The organism is Cyanobium sp. T1G-Tous, assembly GCF_024345455.1.
Lineage (GTDB): Bacteria > Cyanobacteriota > Cyanobacteriia > PCC-6307 > Cyanobiaceae > Cyanobium_A.
This window is the reverse complement of sequence record NZ_JAGQBD010000005.1, coordinates 1-18,232: the sequence shown is the minus strand read 5'-3', so window position 1 is coordinate 18,232 and position 18,232 is coordinate 1. Positions and strand designations below refer to the sequence as shown.

The 18,232-nt window shown below is 63.8% G+C and carries 25 protein-coding genes and 1 pseudogene; 16 read left to right on the top strand and 10 right to left on the bottom strand.

The window, feature by feature from the left end:
* The first annotated feature begins 74 nt into the window (after positions 1-74).
* On the top strand, positions 75-209 hold the full coding sequence (locus tag KBY75_RS04810) for a hypothetical protein (RefSeq protein ID WP_255023159.1): 135 nt from the start codon (positions 75-77) through the stop codon (positions 207-209).
* Here KBY75_RS04810 and KBY75_RS04805 read toward each other — a convergent pair.
* Together KBY75_RS04805 and KBY75_RS04800 are read right to left on the bottom strand one after the other, a co-directional pair.
* A complete protein-coding gene (locus tag KBY75_RS04805) occupies positions 184-1,428 on the bottom strand; it encodes an aminotransferase class I/II-fold pyridoxal phosphate-dependent enzyme (RefSeq protein WP_255023158.1) in 1,245 nt (414 codons plus the stop codon). The two genes, KBY75_RS04810 and KBY75_RS04805, sit on opposite strands and share 26 nt — an antisense overlap.
* Positions 1,429-1,439: 11 nt before the next feature.
* A complete protein-coding gene (locus KBY75_RS04800) occupies positions 1,440-1,634 on the bottom strand; it encodes a hypothetical protein (RefSeq protein ID WP_255023157.1) in 195 nt (64 codons plus the stop codon).
* A gap of 159 nt (positions 1,635-1,793) precedes the next feature.
* Between KBY75_RS04800 and KBY75_RS04795 the strand changes: the two genes are divergently transcribed.
* A complete protein-coding gene (locus KBY75_RS04795; protein WP_254936502.1) occupies positions 1,794-2,060 on the top strand; it encodes a YciI family protein in 267 nt (88 codons plus the stop codon).
* 7 nt (positions 2,061-2,067) lie between these two features.
* Here KBY75_RS04795 and KBY75_RS04790 read toward each other — a convergent pair whose 3' ends face one another.
* A complete protein-coding gene (locus KBY75_RS04790) occupies positions 2,068-2,373 on the bottom strand; it encodes a c-type cytochrome (protein WP_255023227.1) in 306 nt (101 codons plus the stop codon).
* A gap of 148 nt (positions 2,374-2,521) precedes the next feature.
* On the opposite strand from KBY75_RS04790, the gene KBY75_RS04785 reads away from it, so the two are divergent.
* Together KBY75_RS04785 and KBY75_RS04780 are read left to right on the top strand one after the other, a co-directional pair.
* Entirely contained in the window at positions 2,522-3,721 is a 1,200-nt protein-coding gene (locus KBY75_RS04785) for a metallophosphoesterase (RefSeq protein ID WP_255023156.1), read from the top strand.
* Positions 3,722-3,723: 2 nt separating this feature from the next.
* Positions 3,724-6,405 (top strand): AAA family ATPase, encoded by a 2,682-nt coding sequence (locus KBY75_RS04780; RefSeq protein WP_255023155.1) that lies wholly within the window; start codon positions 3,724-3,726, stop codon positions 6,403-6,405.
* Positions 6,406-6,501: 96 nt separating this feature from the next.
* Here KBY75_RS04780 and KBY75_RS04775 read toward each other — a convergent pair whose 3' ends face one another.
* On the bottom strand, positions 6,502-6,867 hold the full coding sequence (locus KBY75_RS04775) for an AbrB family transcriptional regulator (protein ID WP_106502848.1): 366 nt from the start codon (positions 6,865-6,867) through the stop codon (positions 6,502-6,504).
* Between the two features lie 137 nt (positions 6,868-7,004).
* Between KBY75_RS04775 and KBY75_RS04770 the strand changes: the two genes are divergently transcribed.
* A complete protein-coding gene (locus KBY75_RS04770) occupies positions 7,005-7,556 on the top strand; it encodes a GNAT family N-acetyltransferase (RefSeq protein WP_255023154.1) in 552 nt (183 codons plus the stop codon).
* Positions 7,549-8,079, top strand: a complete 531-nt coding sequence (locus tag KBY75_RS04765) for a Nif11 domain/cupin domain-containing protein (RefSeq protein ID WP_255023153.1) — start codon at positions 7,549-7,551, stop codon at positions 8,077-8,079. Before KBY75_RS04770 ends, KBY75_RS04765 begins: the two co-directional genes overlap by 8 nt.
* Here KBY75_RS04765 and KBY75_RS04760 read toward each other — a convergent pair.
* Positions 8,015-8,506 (bottom strand): phosphate-starvation-inducible PsiE family protein, encoded by a 492-nt coding sequence (locus tag KBY75_RS04760; protein WP_255023226.1) that lies wholly within the window; start codon positions 8,504-8,506, stop codon positions 8,015-8,017. The genes KBY75_RS04765 and KBY75_RS04760 overlap by 65 nt on opposite strands.
* A gap of 88 nt (positions 8,507-8,594) precedes the next feature.
* On the opposite strand from KBY75_RS04760, the gene KBY75_RS04755 reads away from it, so the two are divergent.
* The gene (locus KBY75_RS04755) at positions 8,595-8,792 is read left to right on the top strand and encodes a hypothetical protein (protein ID WP_255023152.1); all 198 of its coding nucleotides are present in this window, start codon (positions 8,595-8,597) and stop codon (positions 8,790-8,792) included.
* Positions 8,793-8,802: 10 nt separating this feature from the next.
* Here KBY75_RS04755 and KBY75_RS04750 read toward each other — a convergent pair whose 3' ends face one another.
* The 3 genes and pseudogenes from KBY75_RS04750 to KBY75_RS04740 all read right to left on the bottom strand — a co-directional run bounded on the left by KBY75_RS04750 (position 8,803) and on the right by KBY75_RS04740 (position 10,497).
* Positions 8,803-9,129, bottom strand: coding sequence for a hypothetical protein (locus tag KBY75_RS04750; RefSeq protein ID WP_255023151.1), 327 nt, complete (start codon positions 9,127-9,129; stop codon positions 8,803-8,805).
* A 5-nt stretch (positions 9,130-9,134) separates the two neighbouring features.
* Positions 9,135-9,530 (bottom strand): DUF1232 domain-containing protein, encoded by a 396-nt coding sequence (locus KBY75_RS04745; protein WP_254936508.1) that lies wholly within the window; start codon positions 9,528-9,530, stop codon positions 9,135-9,137.
* Positions 9,531-9,578: 48 nt separating this feature from the next.
* A pseudogene (locus KBY75_RS04740) lies at positions 9,579-10,497 on the bottom strand (sigma-70 family RNA polymerase sigma factor).
* A gap of 202 nt (positions 10,498-10,699) precedes the next feature.
* Between KBY75_RS04740 and KBY75_RS04735 the strand changes: the two are divergent.
* From KBY75_RS04735 to KBY75_RS04725, 3 genes are all read left to right on the top strand, one after another.
* Positions 10,700-11,188: a DUF2214 family protein gene (locus KBY75_RS04735; RefSeq protein WP_106502844.1), complete on the top strand. Its 489-nt coding sequence runs from the start codon at positions 10,700-10,702 to the stop codon at positions 11,186-11,188.
* A complete protein-coding gene (locus KBY75_RS04730; RefSeq protein WP_255023150.1) occupies positions 11,188-11,865 on the top strand; it encodes a peptidase in 678 nt (225 codons plus the stop codon). Before KBY75_RS04735 ends, KBY75_RS04730 begins: the two co-directional genes overlap by 1 nt.
* Positions 11,866-11,970: 105 nt before the next feature.
* Entirely contained in the window at positions 11,971-12,729 is a 759-nt protein-coding gene (locus KBY75_RS04725) for a phycobilisome rod-core linker polypeptide (RefSeq protein ID WP_255023149.1), read from the top strand.
* A gap of 8 nt (positions 12,730-12,737) precedes the next feature.
* Here the strand turns inward: KBY75_RS04725 and hisIE are convergent, their stop codons facing one another.
* The gene (gene hisIE / locus KBY75_RS04720; RefSeq protein ID WP_255023148.1) at positions 12,738-13,454 is read right to left on the bottom strand and encodes a bifunctional phosphoribosyl-AMP cyclohydrolase/phosphoribosyl-ATP diphosphatase HisIE; all 717 of its coding nucleotides are present in this window, start codon (positions 13,452-13,454) and stop codon (positions 12,738-12,740) included.
* Here hisIE and KBY75_RS04715 point away from each other — a divergent pair.
* Genes KBY75_RS04715 through KBY75_RS04690 form a run of 6 tightly spaced genes read left to right on the top strand, consistent with a single transcriptional unit; the run spans position 13,453 to position 17,613 of the window.
* On the top strand, positions 13,453-13,917 hold the full coding sequence (locus KBY75_RS04715; RefSeq protein WP_255023147.1) for a 6-carboxytetrahydropterin synthase: 465 nt from the start codon (positions 13,453-13,455) through the stop codon (positions 13,915-13,917). The two genes, hisIE and KBY75_RS04715, sit on opposite strands and share 2 nt — an antisense overlap.
* A gap of 54 nt (positions 13,918-13,971) precedes the next feature.
* The gene (locus tag KBY75_RS04710) at positions 13,972-14,217 is read left to right on the top strand and encodes a DUF3721 domain-containing protein (RefSeq protein ID WP_255023146.1); all 246 of its coding nucleotides are present in this window, start codon (positions 13,972-13,974) and stop codon (positions 14,215-14,217) included.
* Complete coding sequence (locus tag KBY75_RS04705; RefSeq protein ID WP_255023145.1) at positions 14,217-14,642, top strand: hypothetical protein; 426 nt, start codon at positions 14,217-14,219, stop codon at positions 14,640-14,642. The genes KBY75_RS04710 and KBY75_RS04705 overlap by 1 nt, the downstream gene beginning before the upstream one ends.
* 36 nt (positions 14,643-14,678) lie before the next feature.
* Entirely contained in the window at positions 14,679-15,635 is a 957-nt protein-coding gene (locus tag KBY75_RS04700) for a permease (protein ID WP_255023144.1), read from the top strand.
* Positions 15,611-16,297 (top strand): TIGR03943 family putative permease subunit, encoded by a 687-nt coding sequence (locus KBY75_RS04695; RefSeq protein WP_255023143.1) that lies wholly within the window; start codon positions 15,611-15,613, stop codon positions 16,295-16,297. Before KBY75_RS04700 ends, KBY75_RS04695 begins: the two co-directional genes overlap by 25 nt.
* Positions 16,294-17,613 carry a hypothetical protein gene (locus KBY75_RS04690; RefSeq protein WP_255023142.1) on the top strand — a complete coding sequence of 440 codons (1,320 nt, stop codon included), beginning with the start codon at positions 16,294-16,296 and terminating at the stop codon, positions 17,611-17,613. The genes KBY75_RS04695 and KBY75_RS04690 overlap by 4 nt, the downstream gene beginning before the upstream one ends.
* On the opposite strand, the gene KBY75_RS04685 is transcribed toward KBY75_RS04690, so the two are convergent.
* Positions 17,599-18,232, bottom strand: a 634-nt coding sequence (locus tag KBY75_RS04685; protein ID WP_255023141.1) for a metal ABC transporter permease, incomplete at its 5' end; no start/stop codon positions are given. The two genes, KBY75_RS04690 and KBY75_RS04685, sit on opposite strands and share 15 nt — an antisense overlap.

The window sequence follows — 18,232 nt, the reverse complement described above, 5'->3', positions numbered from 1 at the left end:
TTCCGGCTGGGCTATGGATCGAACGCCACTGGACCCTGGCCGAACTGATCGCCCATATCGGCACCTGGTCGGCGGTGCAGCGCAGCCGTGAGGCCGGTAGTGATCCACTCCCCAACCTTCAGACTGAGCTGGAGTCCCTATGGCCCGAGATGGGTCAGGCAGCGCTGCTGGTGCGCTGGCCCTTCATGGGTCGCTGGGGCCAGCTGTAGCAAGCAGGCTGCGCAGGCCGCTGAATAGCCGATCGAGGGCCTCAGCCAGATCCGCAGCGTCGAGCAGGCCGTAGCTGAGCCGCAACACTGGGCCAGCGTCGCTGGAATCCAGCCCGAAGCTGCCGCCACTCAGGGTCGCCACCCTGTGCTCGAGCACCAGCCGCCGCATCAACGTGTCCGCAGCGAAGGGCAACGGCGCTGCAACTTGCAGCAGGCCGTAAAAGGCCCCATCGGGCTGGGCCAGCAAACGCACCGGCAAGCCCTGGTCCTGCTGCTCTGCCACGGCAGCCAGCAGCTGCAGGCGCAGCTCCGCCAGGGCTGCGATCCGGGGCGCGCACCAAGCCGGCCCAGCAGCTAAGGCGGCCCGGGCGGCGTGCTGGGTGAGTCGGGGCGGACAGATCAGCACCGTGTCCTGCACCTTCAACAAGGGAGGCAGCAGCGCCTGCGGTACGGCCATATAGCCCAACCGCCAGCCCGCCAGGCCATAGGCCTTAGACAGCGAATGCAGCGAAACGGTGTGGGCGGCGCTGCCGGGCAGCGAACCGGCGCTCCAGTGGGGCTCCTCGCCGTAAACGAACTGCTCGTAGGCCTCATCGCTGATGTGAAAGAGGCCGTGCAACGCACAGAGCTGGTTGATCGCCGCCAACACCTGGGCCGGAATCACCACGCCGCTGGGGTTATTTGGCGACACGGTGACGATGGCCCGGGTGCGCGGGGTGATTGCCGCCGCCAGTCGCTCGGGATCGGGTATCAGGCCGGCCTGCACCGGTACCGGCACGGCACCGGCCACCTGCACCGCCATCACGTGGTTGAAATAAAAGGGCACAGGCAGGATCACCTCGCTGGGTTCCCCAGGGGGACCCGCTGCGATCACTTGAGCTACCGCGTTGAAAGCCATGTTGCTGCCGGCTGTGACCAGCAGCTCAGCCCCTGTGAGATCAAGGTCGTTTTGGTTGGTGAGCTTGGCTGTGATCGCCGCCAGCAGCTCTGGATCACCCCGGAGTGGGCCGTAACGGTGCAGCGCTGGCCCCCCGGCAGCCAGAGCCTCGGCCACGGCAAGGGCTACCCCCGGTGGCGGATCCCAGCCCACCATTCCCTGGGCCAGCGACAGGGTGCCTGGGGTCTGGTGCACTAGGGCAGCCAGCTCAGGAATGATTGGGCTGAGTACCTTCGCCAACCTCTGGCTTGGGCCTTGTAGGGGGTAAGCGAAATCGCTCACAGCCCTAAGGCTCAAGGGTTGTATTTGGCAGTTGACTGCTTAACGCAGGCGGCCTTGGCCTGGTCCAAGCTTTGACCTTTGCCGTAGCCGTCGGCAATGCAGCCACAGGTCTCGCTGACCATTCCAGCAGGGGGTGTTTTACCTGCCTTCTTGAAGTCATCCTGCATGGCGCTGGAGCACTTGCCGACAATGATTTGCTTCACCATGTTGGCGTGGGCAGGAGCCGTGAAAAAGGCAGCAGCTGCAAGAACGAGAAAGGAGCGCAAAACGGGGATTGGGAAGCTTCATCTCTGTCCTAACACCATTGATATGCAGCCAGTAAGCAGGTAACCCCGTAATGTCAGGCCCCGACAACTCCCATCACCATGCGCTTCGTGCTCTGGGGCACCTACTGCGATAACGCCCTCGCAAAGCGCAGCCCCTATCGGGAAGAGCACCTGGCCGGACTGCAGGGCCTTAAGGACGCCGGCACCCTGATCACCCTGGGCCCCACCGAAGGCAGCACCCATGTGTTCGGTATCTACGAGGCGGGCAGCAAGGAGCAGGTTGAAGCCCTTGTCAAGGCAGACGTCTACTGGCTCAATGGCATCTGGACTGAGGTTCAGGTGTATCCCTGGATCCAGGCCTTCTGAAGCAACTTCAGGCCTTAGGCCAATCCAGCTGGGCCTGCTGCCATACGTAGGCGGCCACCGCCTCTGCCCCCCCATCCCCAAGCACGGCTGCATAGCCCGACATCTGGCCCTGGCCAGCGGCGGCTATTACGGCGATCCGCTCCGGAACATCGATGCCATTGCGCTCCAGGGCCGCCAGGCGCAGGGTTTTACCCCGGCGAATGATGTTGCCGCCGTTGACGTGGCAGCCAGCGCAATGGTTGGTAAACAGCTCAGCCCCATCCGCCTCAGGGGCAGCCCAGGCCGGCTCTGCGCTGATAACCAGTGCCGCCATCACCACGGCTAACAAGGCCAATCTGGCCAACCCCACCCCCCGCAACAGCTTCTGCAGCACCTTGGCAATCTTGCAATCGATGATTCCAGTGTGCGCCTGCAGGCGCTAAACAGGGTCTTACGCCGCCACCTGGGCCCTGGCTAGCCCCTTGCCACCCGTCACCCTGCTGCACAGCGCCGACTGGCAGATCGGCAAGCCCTATGCCCGGGTCAGAGATCCAGACAAACGCGCCCTGCTGCGCCAGGTGCGGCTCCAGGCAATCGGCCGGATCGCAACCCACGCCGCCGCCACAGCAGCCGACTTGGTGGTGGTAGCTGGGGATCTATTCGACTCACCCACGCCTGGAGCAGCGGATGTGAGTGCCGTGTGTGCCGCCATCGGCACGATCCCTTGTGCCGTGCTGGTGATCCCCGGCAACCACGACCACGGTGCCCCAGGCAGCGTGTGGCATACGCCCTATTTCCAGGCGGAGCAGGGGCGCCGCGCCGCCAACCTGCAGGTGTTGCTGGAGGCCACACCCATCGAACTGGAGAGCGTGGTGGTGCTGCCCTGCCCGCTTCTGCGTCGCACTGATGCGAGCGATCCCTGCGGCTGGCTCAACGGCCTCAACTGGACTGAGCTGCCTAAAAACAAGCCCCGGCTGGTGCTCGCCCATGGCTCGGTTCACGGCTTTGGTGCCACCGACCTTGATGCCGCTGGCGAGCCAGACGACGACAACCCCGGCGATGCCAGCAACCGTCTGCGGCTAGGTGGGGCCTGGATGGAGCATGTTGACTATGTGGCACTGGGCGACTGGCACGGACTCAAACGGGTATCCGAGAAGGTTTGGTACAGCGGCACCCCCGAAGCAGATCGCTTTCCCCGCAGCGCCGACTACCGCTGCGGCCAGGTATTGCAGGTGCAGATTGGGCGGGGCGTGCTGCCCCAGGTGAGCCCCTTGGCCACCGGAGCGCTGAGCTGGCATCCCCTCCGCGTCCAACTGCAACAGGACAGCGATCTTGAGCGACTCGAAGCTCAGCTGGAAAGCCTGCTTGGCGGGCGCATCGGCAGCGACCTGCTGCTGCTGGAGGTGGGCGGCAGCCTCAGCCTGGCTGGCCATCGCCACTACGCAGAGCTGCTGGAGCGCCTGGATGCCCAGCTGTTGCGCCTGAAGCTGCGGGGTCGCTGCGAAGCAGCGCCGGGTGAAGCCGAACTAGCCGAGCTCACCCAGCGCCCCGGCGATCCCCTGGTTGCCCGGGTTGCCCAAGAGCTGCATCGCTGCCTGAAGATCCCTGGCGACGCCAACCCAACGGTGGTGCGTCTAGCCCTCAGCGAGCTGCACCAGACCGTGGCCCAGTTGCAGGGCTAAATATGCGCCTGCTCCACGCCACCCTGCGCCAGGTGCGCTTGCACCAGCAGCTCGAGCTTCAGTTTGATCCCCGCTTCACCCTGCTAGGCGGCCCCAACGAGGCGGGTAAGAGCACGGTGGTGGAAGCCCTGCACAAGGTGCTGTTCCTGAAGGCCAGTGCCACGGGCCGCGCGGTAGACGAAATGCGCTCCCGCCTGCACAGCGGCCTGCCCGAGGTGGAGCTGGCCTTTGAAGTGGCCGGCGCCCGTTGGGAGCTACGCAAGCGCTTTTCCGGGGCAAGTGGCACCTGCCAGCTCAGCAGTGATGCTGGCCTGGCCCTGCGGGGGGCGGCGGCGGAGGAGCAGCTGGCCCGTCTGCTGGGGGTGGATGGGCCAATCGAGGGCAGGCGCCACAGTCAGTTGCCGCTGCGCTGGGCCCACCTCTGGGTGCGCCAGGGGGAGGCGGGCACCAACCTGCTGGCCAGCCCCAGCGAGGCCTACGACGTTGAACAGCTTGTACAGCAACTGCAGCAGCGGGGCGCGGCGGCCGCAGCCCTGGAATCCCCCCTAGATCGCCTGGTCAGCGAGCAGCTGCAAGCCCGGCTCGACCAGCAGTTCACGGCCACAGGCAAGCTCAAAGCCGGCTCCACCCTGGCCGCGGCCCGCCAGCGCTGCTCAAGCGCCCTACTGAACCTGGAGCAGGCCCAAGCCCTCCAAGCTGAGCTGGAAGCGGCCATGGAGCAGCTGCGTCAAATAGGTCAAAGGTTGCAATTGATCGAAGCCCAGGAGCGGCCGCAGCTGCAGCGAGCTCTCCAGCTGGAGGCCCAATTACGGCTGCGGCGAGCCCAGGTGGAGCCCCTGCGCCAGCAACTGAGCAATCTTGAGCAGGCCCAGGCGCAGCTGCAAGCGGTGCAGCGGCAGCTGGGCGAACTAGGGGCGCAGCAGCAGGGCTGCCAGCTGCAACGCAGCACCCGGCAACAGCAATTCCGCAGCTTGGAAGCCAATTGCCAAAGCTCAGACCAGGCCTGCCAGGAGCTGAAAAACCAGCAGCAGCAACAGGTCGAGCGTCTCGAGCTAGCCCAGCAACTGCTCGATCTAGCCAACCTCGAGCGGGAGGCTCAGCAGCTCCAAGAGCATCAACAACAATTCCAGCGGCTCCAGCTCCAGGCGGAACAGTGCAAGCAAAGCCTTGCCCAGCTGGCCCCGATCGATGCCGCCGCTGTGAAGTCCCTGCGGCAGGCCGAACAGCAATGGGCCCAGGCCGAAGCCCGCAGCCAGGCCATGGCAACAGCAATCAGTTTGATTGAGGCAGATCAGCCCGTGAGCCTCGCCGGCCAGACCCTATCCCCTGGAGAAACAGCTCAGCTCAATGGCAGCGCCGAGCTAGCGGTGGGCTGCGGGGTACGGCTGCGAATCAGCCCTGGAGGAGGGGAGGCAACCGCCCAAGCTGCAGCTGCCCTGCAGCAAAGCGGCGCGGCCCTGCGCGAGCTGCAGACCGCCATTGGCGTGGCCAACAGCGAAGCGGCAGAAGTAATTGCCCAGCAGCGCCAGGCCCTGGAGCTGGAGCTGGCCAACCTGCGCCAAGCGGCCAGCTCCATCCCCTGGAGTCGCCTGGAAGAGCAGATCGCCGCCCTTGAGCCCAGGCGTCAGCGCCTGCTCAGCCGGCTGGCAGAGCATCAATTGCAGCGCCAGAGCCTGACCGAACGCGGCGAGCTGCCCCAGGGGCGTGCGGAGCTCGAGGCCTGGATCGAAGAGCTGCGGCGACAAGCTAATGAGCTCAGTAAAAGGCAGCAGCAGGCCGAGGCCGAGCGCACAAGCTGGCGCCAGCAGCTGGAGCAGCAGAGCCGAAGCAGCCAGGAGCTGGAGCGAAACCTCGAGCAACTCACGGGCTCCCTGAGCACCTTGGCGGAACGCGAACTAGCCCTACAAGCCAGTCACGGTGATGCGCAGCAACTAACTGATGCGGTGAACAGCAGCCGCCAGGCCCTGCTCATCCAGGAGGCGGAGTTGGCCGCCCTGGATAAGGAAATACTCGACAAGCTGCCAGCTGGCGGCGCCATCGAGCAGCGCCTTCGCCTGCTAGATGGCGAGAAAGACGCCCTACTCACCAGCCGCGGCCAAAACGAGCAACGCTGCCTCACTCTTAGCTCGGATGATCCAGCGGCATTAGTCGAACACCGCCAGGCCGCCTGGGAGTCGGCCCAGGCAGATCTGGAGGCGCTGGAGCTCCAAACCCAGGCATTGCAGATGTTGCAGAACCTGTTTCACCAGAGCCGCCAGGATTTCTCCCAGCGCTACAGCGAACCGCTAGAGCAGGCCATTGGGCCCTACCTCCAATACCTGCAAAACGGCAGGCACCAGGCAAGCCTGGACTTTGACCCCAAAAGTGGGTTTGGCAATTTCGAACTTCAGCAAGGCCCACACCGCTTTGGCTTCGAGCAGCTAAGTGGAGGCATGCGCGAACAATTAGCCGCCGCCCTACGCTTGTCCATAGCGGAGGTGCTCCAACCCGCCTACGACGATTGCCTGCCGTTGATATTCGACGACGCCTTTACCAACAGCGATCAACAGCGCCTGCAAGCGCTGCAGCAAATGCTGCGCCGAGGGGCCAACCACGGCATGCAACTGATCCTGCTGTCCTGCAACCCGAATGACTATCAGGCGCTGGCTGCCGAGCTTGGCAGTGAAATCGCTTTAGCCGCCTGAGCAAAGAGTCTTAGGCGGCAAGGCAAAAAAAACCCCGGACCAGCCGGGGTAAACAATCAACAGATGCTTAAGCAGCGTCAAATGGGGACGCGACTATCACTCTTCGTCTTCGTCGGTGGCACCGGCGGGAATCAGGCGAATCTGCTTGCGGCCGAGCTTGATCTCGAACTCATCGCCGGGCTTGAGATCAAGCAGTGCCGTGTAGGCCTTGCCGATCAGCAGATTGCCATTGCCTTGCACGGTAGCGATGTAGCTGAGTTTGCGGCCGCCCTTGCCAACCTTGCCAGCACCGCCAAGCTCAACGCCCTTGGCTTCAAGGAGGGCCTCATAGAAGGCAGTGAAATTAAGGCGCTCGCCGCCATCCTTCTTATTGGAGACATAGCCGCAGGCCCGGACGATCTCCGACTTACCCACATCGCCAAGCTCTTTGACCTTGGCAAGCAGTTCTGATCCTGTGAGCATCGATTTAGGGGATTGGTGGGTGAATTGGCGGGGCTTAAGAGGTTTGCCCCTGGAAATTACATTTAGAATTTACACCATTAACTGCAGCTGCCAAGCTTTGCCAGGCAAATCAATTCCTAAACATTCAGCCCATTTCGATGCTGGCTGGCAGCGGTGATAGAAAGCAGGCTGAACCCAGCAACGGGATGGAAAACCTGCGGGTGCTGCATCCCGTCGATCTCGATCAAGTAGCAGCGGTGTATCACGACGCCGTGATCAGCCAGGCCAAAGGCCTCTATAGCCAAGCTCAGATTGCGGCATGGGCCAACCATGCCCACACCAGCAATGCTGTTCGCGAAGCCCTGCATAGGGGCTATGGCCTGGCCAGCTGCGCAGCCAACAACCAAAACATTATTGAAGCTTTTGGGGTGCTGGATCCGCCGCAACGGCTATCGCTTCTGTACTGCCGCGGCAGATCCTCCCGGCAGGGAAGGGCCCGCCTAATTCTCCAGTCCCTTGAAAGCCACGCCTGGCAACAGGGGTGGCGCCAGTTGCACACCGAGGCGAGCCAGCTTTCCAAACCGCTTTTGCTCCATCTCGGCTGGCAGATCGATGCCGAAGAGAAGGTGATATTTGCTGGTGAATCCTTCCTGCGATGGCGGATGATCAAAGATCTAAGCCAGCAAAGCGAACGGGGCCGCGATGGCTGAAGCCCAATTGCAGCAATTTCTCGAGAAGGTACGCCAGCTGAATGCCTTCGTGGCCCTCAGCGAGGCCGAGCCATCCCTGCGCCAGGCCCTGCGGAATTGCAGTGATCACCACGCGGTGGTGGAACTAGCCCGCAGCCGGGGCTTCGAGATCGGCCGGCGCTGGGGTGAAACCGATCCCCCCCGCCAAGCCGAAGCCAATCTCTTAGCTACTCCCTGCCCGGCTACGGGGCAGGAAATCAGCGTCGTTTTAGTGGATCAAAAAAACTGGCGACTTGAGCGGATTCACTCCTGCCTTGCAGCCAGTCCTGAGGGTTTTTGGTACGACCAAGAGGAACACGAGTGGGTAACCCTGCTCCAAGGCAGCGCCCTGCTTGAGCTAGACGGTGAGGAGCTGCCCGTAGAGCTCTGCCGAGGTGACAGCCTGCTGATTGCAGCCCACCGGCGGCACCGGATCCTCGCTACGGATCCTGCTCCTGGGACCGTATGGCTGGCCCTGTTCTGGCGGGAGGCTGGCGAATGTTGACGCTGCGAACCAGCCAGAACGCCGCCGCTAGGGCGAGCACCGCAATACCTAGCCCGCCGAGAAGCTGGGGCTTGTTTTCAGCCCCGGGGGGCAGCACTATCACTTTGCGAGCTACCGCGGTCATGGCTGTGAGCAACACCAGCTCGATCTGCACCACATGACGGCGCAGATAGGAGGTCACGTTTTGGAGCACCTCCACCGCAATTAGCAGGGTGAGCAGATCGCCCAAAACCGCATTCATCTTGCTGCCGAGCCAGGGCGTATCGGGCTGCAGCACCGCCGCGGTTACAGCGATCGTCAACTGCACGGTGCCAGCCACCAACACCACCAGCAGCACGATGCCGAGCAGCTTGGCCAGGGATTGCTCGCCGCGATCAACCAGCTGGAGATAGGTGGCGTCTTGCCAGAGCCGGCGCAGTTTTTTGATCACGGTCGCCCATTAATTCTTGAACTGTTCATAGATAGGTCGGGCTTGGGTGTCGCTGGGGGAGTTTTCCAGCTGGGTGTCACAAGTAATGGATCCATCCGCCGCTGTGACGCAATTTTTGGGCTTGACCTTGGTGGATGGCCCCACGGAACTGCCCGGGCCCAAAAGAAAACTTTCAGCCTGGGCCAAGACCGGAGCCATGGTGAGCAAGGTGCTGGCGGCAAGGGTTGCCAAAGAGAGGCCTGGGAGCTGCATCGAAGCGATGGCTGTTATTTCTCCACTCTGAACTGCCATGCTCAGGTTTGCTGGTCTTGGCGAATTTCCTGCAACAGCAGATCTAGCTGCCCCAGCGAAGCCTCCAACCCCGGCCGGCCTGCACCCCCACTCTGGCCCGCTCCGTCTTCGTTTTGCCAGAGCTCCTCAACGCCACACAGCTGCTGGGCGAGGCCAGGCAACCCGTCGCTGTTGTGGGTGCGTTGCAGCACCTCAAGCAGGACGGGCATCCGAATCGAAGCTGCATGCAGGGCGCGCCTGAGATCCGCCTGGGTGCGTCCGGTGTGGCGCAGCCAGTCTTTGAGAAAGCTCTGCAGATCATCGAGCTCTGCACCTGTGAGGCTGGCCATCGCTATCAGCGGTTCAGGGGAAACCATTGATCCAGTCTGCGCTGGGCCCGCAACTGCACCGCCGGGGTGCGATGGCGACTGCACAAACCAAGCAACGCCGTAACGGCCACAAGATCGTCGCTGAAGCCCGCCGCCGGAATGAAATCTGGAATCAGATCTAGGGGCACCAGCAGGTAGGTAAGCGCAGCCAGCACAGTGAGTTTGGCTGGTGCAGGCGTCTGGGGGTCAAGCAACAGCTCCAGACATTCAAGGGCTGGTCTGGCCAGGGTGCGGCCAGCTCGGCGCAACAACTTGAGCAACACCACCTCATTCACCTCGGTGCTCTCCAACACCTGGGCATCAACGACGGGAGCATCCGTTGCGGGGGCATCCCCTGAGGTCGGATCTACGAACTCGGTCACGGGCAGCACTGCAGCCAACCTGCTTATTCAAGGAGCAAACGACAGCTACTAGGCCTCCACCAAACCGCTATCGATGCCGGTTTTCCGCAGTTTGCGCAGGGCCCGCTGCAGCACCTGGCGGCAATACTCCCGGCTGCAATCGAGCTGGCGGGCCACCTCTGCCAGGGTCCGCCATTCGTGGCTGCTATCGAGACCAAAGCGCAGCATCACCACCGTGCGCTCCTTGGCTGTGAGGTTGGCGCGTTCGAGCAGGGTCCACACCGTGGCTGTGCGCTCGGCAAGCTCAGCGCGCTCCATCGGCGGCAGCTCCGGGCTGGGCAACACATCAACCAACTCAGTGGGATCAGACTTCGACTTCACCACCCCCTGCAGGCTCACGGTGATGCTGCGTAGTTCGCAGCCCAGTAAATCCTCCACTTCCGCCTGAGGCAGATGCATCATCTGGGCCAACTGGGCTGGCCTTGGTGCAACTCCGTTGGCCTGGAGATAGCGAGATTTGGCAGCCCGCAATTTTGTGAGTTTTTCATTCACATTTACGGGAATGCGAATGGTGCGGCTCTGGGTGGATAGGGCGCGATTTAGACCTTGACGAATCCACCAATAGGCATAAGTACTAAAGCGATGCCCGCGGCTGGGATCGTATTTCTCCACGGCGCGAGTGAGACCAAGGGTGCCCTCCTGGATTAGGTCCAGCAGCTCTAGGCCCTTGTTCTGGTAGCGCTTGGCCAGATTGACCACCAGCCGCAGATTGGCCGTGATCATTTGGTTTTTGGCCCGCTCACCGGTTTTGAGGGTGCAGCGCTCCAGATCATTGAAATCACAAGCAAGTCCCGAGCCACCGGCATCACGGCAGCGCTCCTGCAAAAGGGCCAGCCTGCACCTTGCGACCCAAGGTGAGCTCCTGCTCGGGTGTCAACAACTGATGACGGCCAATTTCACCCAAAAAGGCGCTCAAGGAGCTCACCATGGATCACCCAAGCAGTGAATTGAACCTAAGGGCAATCAGCAGGCACAAACGGACTAACAGAAAAGCTTCCGACTTTCAAAATTCCTTCGCAATTTCCGTGATTGTTCAACTTTCATAATGGCTGCTGATTTCAGCTCACTTTTGAGCAGGCAGCAGGCCAGCTGAGCCGCCGGTTACGGTTGCAGGGATCTGCTTACTACAAATGCCTGGCTTGGCTGCCATCCCCCCTGAAGTGCTCTCCCGCGCTGGGGTGGCCTACGTGCACTACGTGAGCTTCATGCTCTGTTTTGGCGCCTTGGTGCTGGAGCGGCGCTTGATCAAGCCAAATCCAAACAAGGCCGATGCCACCTTGATGGTCATCACCGATGTGGTGTACGGCCTGGCAGCCCTTGCCTTGCTGGTGAGCGGGATTCTGCGGGTTCTGTACTTCGGCCAGGGAAGCGAGTTTTATACGGAGAACCCCCTGTTCTGGTGGAAGGTTGGGCTCTATCTAGGGGTGGGCGGCCTGTCCCTCTATCCCACCATCACCTACATCCTCTGGGCCATCCCGCTGCGCAAGGGCGAGCTGCCCCAGGTGAGCGAGGCTCTAGCCACCCGTCTGGGCTGGATCCTCAATATCGAGTTGGTGGGCTTTGCCCTGGTTCCCCTACTAGCCACCTTGATGGCCCGCGGCGTCGGCCTGCCTGCCTGATGCTGCGGCGATTAAGCCGGCGATTAAATCGAGCGAGCCTGCCGGTTTACGGCCTAGTTCTTGCTCTCGGTCTTTTCCCCGCCAGGGGATTGGCCGCAGCACCAGCTGCTGGTGATTATCGCCAGCGGCTAGTGCCCACACCCCACGGCTGGCCCAAGCGTCAGCATTGGTGCGTTTGGATCGAGCCCGCCGCAGCGGCCGGGCCTGCTGCCCGCTGGGATCAGCTTTGGCTGCAAGCCGTGGAAGCGGCGCTGGCAAGCTGGGCTGAATTGGTCACGATTCACCGCAGTGAAAGTAAGGAATCGGCCCAAGTACAGATATTGAGGCGCCGGCCACCTCTGCAGCGGGGCCGGGCCAGCCATGGCCGCGCCGAGCTAGCTCTGGCGACGAATAAGCCCGGCGACCCGCCAAAAATTGAGCCGCGGGTTGTGGTGAGCATCAGCCCTGGGCAGCGACCGGACGCCATCCAGGCCACGGCCCTACACGAGCTCGGCCACGCCTTCGGGATGTGGGGGCACAGTGATCGGCCCCAAGACGCCATGGCGGCCGTGCCTGGAGCGAACCCAGTGCTACAGCTCACGGCCCGGGATCGGGCCACTTTCATGTGGCTACAACAGCAGCCCGGCCTACCAGGCAATGAGCCAACTGCAGCAGGGGGCCAGGCTGGCTGCCATTAATTGCGCGATGTTGCGGATTGTCAAGTTGTCTGATAATCCAACGAATCTTTTAAAGAGCGCTTGAAAAAACTTATACGTTGCTCGCCTTGAGGATTTTTCACCCCTGTGCCCTTGCCCGTTCTGGCCACCAAGCCACTCACCAACAGCGCTCGCGTCAGCAGCTTTCTGGCCGCCGGTGAGGAAAGCCCCCGCCAGAGCGACACCACTTGCCTGGTGCGGGATCCGGCAGCCACCGATGCCGTGATTGAGCAGGCATACCGTCAGATCTACTTTCACGCCTTCAAAGTGGACCGTGATGCGGTGCTGGAATCCCAGCTGCGCTCCGGTCAGATCAGCACCCGCGACTTCATCCGCCAACTCCTGCTCTCCGAGAAGTTTCAGAGGGATTTTTATCGCTGCAATAGCAATTACAGGGTGGTGGAACAGGTGGTGGGTCGGGTATTTGGCCGGCCGGTGCATGGCCAAGCTGAACAGATCGCCTGGTCGATCGTGATCGCCGAGCAGGGGCTGCCCAAGTTTGTTGACGCGCTACTGAATTCCGACGAATACCGCGACAACTTCGGCGACAACCTGGTGCCTTTTCAGCGCTCGCGGGTACTTCCCGGCCAGGCGGTAGGCACCATGCCCTTCAACCAGCAAGCCCCCCGCTACAACTCCTACTGGCGTGAGGCGATGAACAGGCGCGCACCCGCTGGAGGATCAAACCCCTGGTCAGACGGTGGCGGCTGGGCGCGCCCAGCCTGGCTGGAAGGCCAGCCCACACCAAAGGTTCAAGCTATCTGGCAATACACCGTGGCAACTGGTGGATTTGTGCTCACCGGCCTGGTGATTTGGATTGCTGCGGCCATGCTCAGCACAGGCTGAGGCGGCCCTCAGCCCCGCCGAGGAGCACCTCGGCGGGCGGCCAGCACCTGCTGCACCTGACGCCAACTGACGCCGTGGTGAGCAAGCGCCACCTGCAAGTGGAAAACGATGTCGGCGGCTTCGCCTGCGATCTCCTCGCCGTTGTCGTCCTTGCAAGCCATCACAAACTCAGCGCTCTCCTCCCCAATCTTCTTGAGGATGCGGTTGTCGCCCCCCTCAAACAGTTTGTTGGTGTAGCTGCCGGGCTCGGGAAGGTCGCGGCGCCCTTCGATCACCCGCATCAGTTCGGTGCAGACATCTGCCGGCGGCTGAGCGGCCGATGGCCCCCCGGCCGTGGGCTCGGGACCGTTGTCGTAGAAGCAGCTGCGGGCGCCGGTGTGGCAGGCCACATCGCCGCTCTGCTCAATGCTGAGTAGCAGCACGTCGGCGTCGCAGTCGTAGCGCAGGCCCTTGAGCTGCTGGATATGGCCGCTGGTGGCCCCCTTGTGCCATAGCTCCTGGCGCGAGCGGCTCCAGTAGTGCACCTCGCCGCTGGCGAGGGTGTGCTCGATCGCCTGCTGGTTCATCCAGGCCACCATCAACACGGCGCCATCGAGCCAGTCCTGGGCGACCGCGGGGATCAAACCAGCTTCGTTGAAGCGCAAGGCCCCAATGAATTGAGGGTCTGGGGGCTGAAATACTGCTGACAAGGCCCTTGCGCTGCTGCTGTCCCGATCCTCACCCATGCCCACTCCGGCCTACAGCTGCAGTAAAACCTTCAGCGGTTATCCCTGTTGCCATCGCCAATGGCGCCACCAGGGCCACTGCCGCTTCGTGCATGGTTACAGCCGCAGTTTTAGCTTCTGGTTTCGGGCCCATGAACTCGACGACTGTGGCTTTGTGGTGGATTTTTCCAGCCTGAAACAGCTCGAAGCACGGCTGGTAGATCAATTCGACCACACCTTTCTGGCCAATGCCGATGACCCCCTCCTCTCCACCTGGCGCCAGCTGCACGACCAGGGCGCCCTCGACCTGCGGGTGATGGCCAATGTGGGCATGGAGGCCAGCGCCGAGCTGGTGTGGGGCTGGGCCAACGAACTGCTGCACGGCCGCGACAGCGGCCGCAGCTGCTGCTGGAAGGTGGAGGCGAGGGAAAACGAGAAAAATGCCGCCTGTTTTGAAGCCCTGCCCGGGTGGTTCAAACCCTGACATCAAGCCAGCAATGACTGGGCCAGGGGCGCGAGGCTCCTAACTTGCGCCTCAATGAACCGCCACCGCCCGATGGGCCGCTTGCTCCAACTGCTTACCGCTGCCCTGATGCTGCCCGCTACCGCCCTGGCCCAGACCAGCCCAGGTGGAGGTGGGGTTCAGGCGCTATATCCCAGCAAGGCCGCGGCCGAAAAAGCCGCCAAGCACTTCCACTGCACCGGAGCGCACCAGATGGGCGATAAATGGATGCCCTGCGCCCAACATGGCGATGGCCATGGCAGCCATACGCCGGCCCACTAATGGCCAAGTGCGGCGACAAACCCAAGCTGCTGGCCATCGGCATCGCCCCCTTGGGCATCATCTCGATCGGCATCGTGCCAATGGGGGTCGTGAGCATTGGGGTGGTGCCGATGGGCGTGCTGAGCCTCGGTGCCGTGGGCATGGGGGTGATCAACATCTGCGTGGTGGGCATGGGCATCGTGGTGGCTGGCGTCAATGTGATGGGTATCTGGAACCCCGGAGCCAGCACCCCCCACCAGCACCCCCATGCGGCCAGCGGGACCCATACCCCAAACCTCTACGCCTACCCAAGCAAGCAGGAAGCCCTGATCAAAGCCAAACAGCTGGGCTGCAACGGCGTCCATGCGATGGGTTCGCTGTGGATGCCCTGCGCCACCCATCCCGAGCTCGAGCCACCCCCGGCTGCTCAAAGCCAAAGGCCCTGAATCAGCGTCCATGATGGCCATCCCTGCGGGTTGCTCTTGGCACAGCTGGCCACCGCCTGGGCGATTTTTCAGGGTCTACTGCTCGAAGCCCTGCCGTTTCTGCTGATTGGCGTCGGTATCGCCAGCCTGGCCCGCTGGCTGGCGCCTGGAGGTGCCTGGCTGCGGCAGCTGCCCGCCCACCCCCTGCTGGGTCCCCTCACCGGTGCCGCCCTTGGCTTTGCCCTGCCCGCTTGTGAATGCGGCAATGTACCGGTGGCAAGGCGGCTGCTAGCCGGTGGCGCCCCAGTTGGCACGGCCCTGGGCTTTTTATTTGCCGCGCCAGTGCTGAATCCAATCGTGCTGGCCAGCACCTGGGCCGCCTTCCCCAACCAGCCCTGGCTGCTGGCGGCCCGCCCTGGAGCAGCCCTGCTGCTGTCGGTGCTGCTGGCCACGGTGCTGCGCCTGCTGCCCGAGGCCGAATTACTAGATCCAGTGCTGCTCGAAGAACGGCGGCTGAGCCAGCCCTTGGCCCAGGTGGGGCTGCTGGAGCGTCGCAGCGGAATTGTCGGTGCGATCGGCGCCAAGGTGCAGCCCCTCAAGGTGGCGCGGCCGCCCTTGCAGGAGGTGCTCCAGCACGGCAGCCGCGAATTTCTCGATCTGGCAGCCCTGCTGGTGCTGGGTTGTGCCATCGCCGCCACGGTGCAAACCTTGCTGCCGCGCAGCTGGCTGCTGGCGGTGGGGGGAGCACCAACCATCTCTGTACTGAGCCTGATGCTGCTGGCGGTGGTGGTGTCGGTTTGCTCCAGCGTCGATGCCTTCCTCGCCCTGGGCTTCGCTGCCCAGGTCACCCCGGGAGCGCTGCTGGCCTTCCTGGTGCTGGGACCGGTGGTCGACCTGAAGCTGCTGGGACTGTTCCGGGTGCTGTTTAAACCCAAGGCCATCGCCCTCACCAGTGCCGCCGCAGCGGTGGCAGTGCTGGTGCTGGGGCAATGGGTCAACTTGCTGCGGCTGTGATGCGCGCCTTCGCCCTGGGAATGTGGGGAGCCGTGCTGCTGCAAAGCAGCCTCAGCGGCAGGCTGGATCTCTTGCTCAGCGGCGTTTTCCACCCCCTGGTGGCGCTGAGCGGTGTGGCCTTGCTGCTGCTGGCTGGCCTGCTGCTCAGGGGTCAGGAAAGCCCAGCCCCATCGCGACGCCAAGCCATCCCAAAAATCTGGTGGCTGAGCGCCGCAGTGGCTTTGCTGGTGTTGGCCATTCCCCCCAACCCCTCCTTCAGCACCCTGACCGCCAACCGGCCTGCCGAGCTGGGCGATGAGACTGAGCTGAGCTTCGTGCTGCCGCCAGCCCAGCGCAGCCTCACCGATTGGGTGCGCTTGCTGCGCAGCCAACCCGACCCCAGCCTCTACGCGGGTGATCCCGTGCGGATCAGCGGCTTTGTCTTGCCCCAGCCGGGTGAGCCCCCCCAGCTAGCCAGGCTGCTGGTGCGCTGTTGTCTCGCCGATGCCACCCCGGTGGGCCTGCCTGTGCGCTGGCCGGCCGGCCGGCCGCCCCGGGTGGATCAATGGCTGGCTGTGGAGGGCACCATGGCTATTGAAGAACGCGACGGCCAGAGCCGCAGTGTGGTGTTAGCGCAGCGAATCACACCGATTGCCCGGCCCAAGCGGCCCCTGGAACCATGAAGGCCACGGGGCAACGGATCACGTTGGTGCTGGCGGCTGGACTCGCCCTGGCCTTGCTGCAGCAACAACTTCTGCTACGGCGCCCACCCCGGCTACTGGAGCTGGAGTCAAGCAGCGCCAGCTCCGGTCCAGCGGCCCTAGATCTGCGCTTCAGCCGACCGATGCGCAGATCCAGCCTGGTGGGCTCCAGCAGCCTGCAACCCCAGTTGGCCTGGACGTGGCTGGGGGAAAGCAACCCCCTGCGCCTGCTGCTGCTTCCAGGCCAAACCATCCCCGGACCATTGCGGTTGCTGCTGGCAGGGGTCGACAGCCGCAACCTGCCGCTGGGCCGCCAGCAGTGGCTCTGGGACCCCCGGCCGCGCTTGCTGGCGGTGGTGCCCGTGGCCGGCGGCGAACAGCTGCAGCTGCAACGGCGCGATGGCAGCTGGCAGGCACTGACCCCGGTGTGGCCGCAGCTGGCCCAAGTGCAGCCCCTCGGCAACGGTGCCGGTGTGGCCCTGCTCAGTGGTGATGGCATGGGCAGCCACCGTCTCTGGCTGCTGCCGCTGCAGCAACACAACCTGGTGCGCGAACCGCGGCGCCTCTCCGAACCCGTGGCGGGTGGGCTTCAACCCCTAGACGACGCACCGCTGCTATTTGCCCACCTGAGCAGCAACCGACGCGGCGACCTGCTGGTGCAATCGTCCACCACCGCCCTGGATCCGGGCAGCACCAGCGTGCGTACCGGCCAGGGGCGCCAATGGCCCCTGCCCCACTCTGCTTCTGGCCCCATGCAGCTGCTCCCCGAGGGAGGCGGGGTGGTGGTGCCTGAACTGGAAGGCCTCACCCTGCACAACCTGCCGGGCCAGCCCCACCGGCGCCAGCTGCTGCCCGGCAGCCGGGAACTCAGCAGTTTCTGCCCCGTGAGCGGCCGCGCCCTGCTGGTACGTCACTGGCCCGACTACCGGCGCTCCCTAGAGCTGGTGGAGCCGGGCCAACCGCCGCGGCAGCTTTGGATCGGCAGCGAAGCCGTCCTGGCCAGCGCCTGCGACCGGGGTGGGGATCGGGTCTGGCTGGTGGTGAGCAACTGGTCCCAGGGATCCCAGCCCCTGATGCTGGCCCTCGATCGCCGCGGCCAACTGCTCAAGCAACGCTCCTTGAAGGGCTGGGAGGTGGAACCGGGAGCGCCGATGTTGTTTGATCCCACCCGCCAGCAGCTGCTGCTCACCCTGCGCTCAGGCAGCCACGCCAAGCCGGTGCTGGTGGATGGCAGCAGCCTGAGCCTGCACCCCCTGGCCAAGCCGGTGCGCCTGGCCCTGTGGCTACCCGCCGGCTGAAAGGCGCTGGTGCTGCAGGGAAGCCAGGGGCAGCAGGCCCATGCACAGCACCCCGATCAGGGGGCCGGGCGGCAGGTTCACAGCTGGCTGAATCGCCAGCAGAAAGCCGCCACCGCTGATCCCCATACCCACCAGGGCTGAGCGCCCCAGGGCCTGGCGCAGGCTGGCGGCTCCAGCCAAGGCCACTAGGGCCGGAGCACCCATCAAGGCAATCACCAGCACCACCCCCACGGCGGTCATGGCGCTCACCACCGTGAAGGCCGTCACCAGGGTGAGCAGCAGCCGCAGCCGCTGCACCGGCAAACCAGCACTGGCGGCGCCGATGGGATCCACCCCCAGATACACGTAGTGGTGATAGCGCCAGGCGAGCAGCAGCAGCACCGCCACCAGGGCCAGCAGGCTGCGCAGCAGGTCGGCAGGAGCGGCGGCCAGCAGATCGCCAAACAGCACCGCCTCCAGATCGACCCGGATGTGCAGCAGGGGAATCAACACCACCCCTAAACCTAGAAAGCCAGCCAGCACGGTGTTGAGCACCGCCTCATCGCCCCCTTCACCAGAACGATCACCCCGGCTGAGCCGCTCCGCCAAAAGGGCACCGGCCAGGCCGCTGATCACGCCA

What these genes read in the sequence shown, in the direction of transcription:
- KBY75_RS04755 (WP_255023152.1), top strand. Translation starts at nt 8,595, where the DNA reads ATGGATCCATCCGCCGCTGTGACGCAATTTTTGGGCTTGACCTTGGTG.
- KBY75_RS04750 (WP_255023151.1), bottom strand. Translation starts at nt 9,129, where the DNA reads ATGGCCAGCCTCACAGGTGCAGAGCTCGATGATCTGCAGAGCTTTCTC.
- KBY75_RS04770 (WP_255023154.1), top strand. Translation starts at nt 7,005, where the DNA reads ATGCTGGCTGGCAGCGGTGATAGAAAGCAGGCTGAACCCAGCAACGGG.
- KBY75_RS04780 (WP_255023155.1), top strand. Translation starts at nt 3,724, where the DNA reads ATGCGCCTGCTCCACGCCACCCTGCGCCAGGTGCGCTTGCACCAGCAG.
- KBY75_RS04715 (WP_255023147.1), top strand. Translation starts at nt 13,453, where the DNA reads ATGCCCACTCCGGCCTACAGCTGCAGTAAAACCTTCAGCGGTTATCCC.
- KBY75_RS04705 (WP_255023145.1), top strand. Translation starts at nt 14,217, where the DNA reads ATGGCCAAGTGCGGCGACAAACCCAAGCTGCTGGCCATCGGCATCGCC.
- KBY75_RS04690 (WP_255023142.1), top strand. Translation starts at nt 16,294, where the DNA reads ATGAAGGCCACGGGGCAACGGATCACGTTGGTGCTGGCGGCTGGACTC.
- KBY75_RS04775 (WP_106502848.1), bottom strand. Translation starts at nt 6,867, where the DNA reads ATGCTCACAGGATCAGAACTGCTTGCCAAGGTCAAAGAGCTTGGCGAT.
- KBY75_RS04735 (WP_106502844.1), top strand. Translation starts at nt 10,700, where the DNA reads ATGCCTGGCTTGGCTGCCATCCCCCCTGAAGTGCTCTCCCGCGCTGGG.
- KBY75_RS04800 (WP_255023157.1), bottom strand. Translation starts at nt 1,634, where the DNA reads ATGGTGAAGCAAATCATTGTCGGCAAGTGCTCCAGCGCCATGCAGGAT.
- KBY75_RS04765 (WP_255023153.1), top strand. Translation starts at nt 7,549, where the DNA reads ATGGCTGAAGCCCAATTGCAGCAATTTCTCGAGAAGGTACGCCAGCTG.
- KBY75_RS04695 (WP_255023143.1), top strand. Translation starts at nt 15,611, where the DNA reads ATGGGTCAACTTGCTGCGGCTGTGATGCGCGCCTTCGCCCTGGGAATG.
- KBY75_RS04730 (WP_255023150.1), top strand. Translation starts at nt 11,188, where the DNA reads ATGCTGCGGCGATTAAGCCGGCGATTAAATCGAGCGAGCCTGCCGGTT.
- hisIE (WP_255023148.1), bottom strand. Translation starts at nt 13,454, where the DNA reads ATGGGTGAGGATCGGGACAGCAGCAGCGCAAGGGCCTTGTCAGCAGTA.
- KBY75_RS04710 (WP_255023146.1), top strand. Translation starts at nt 13,972, where the DNA reads ATGAACCGCCACCGCCCGATGGGCCGCTTGCTCCAACTGCTTACCGCT.
- KBY75_RS04795 (WP_254936502.1), top strand. Translation starts at nt 1,794, where the DNA reads ATGCGCTTCGTGCTCTGGGGCACCTACTGCGATAACGCCCTCGCAAAG.
- KBY75_RS04790 (WP_255023227.1), bottom strand. Translation starts at nt 2,373, where the DNA reads ATGGCGGCACTGGTTATCAGCGCAGAGCCGGCCTGGGCTGCCCCTGAG.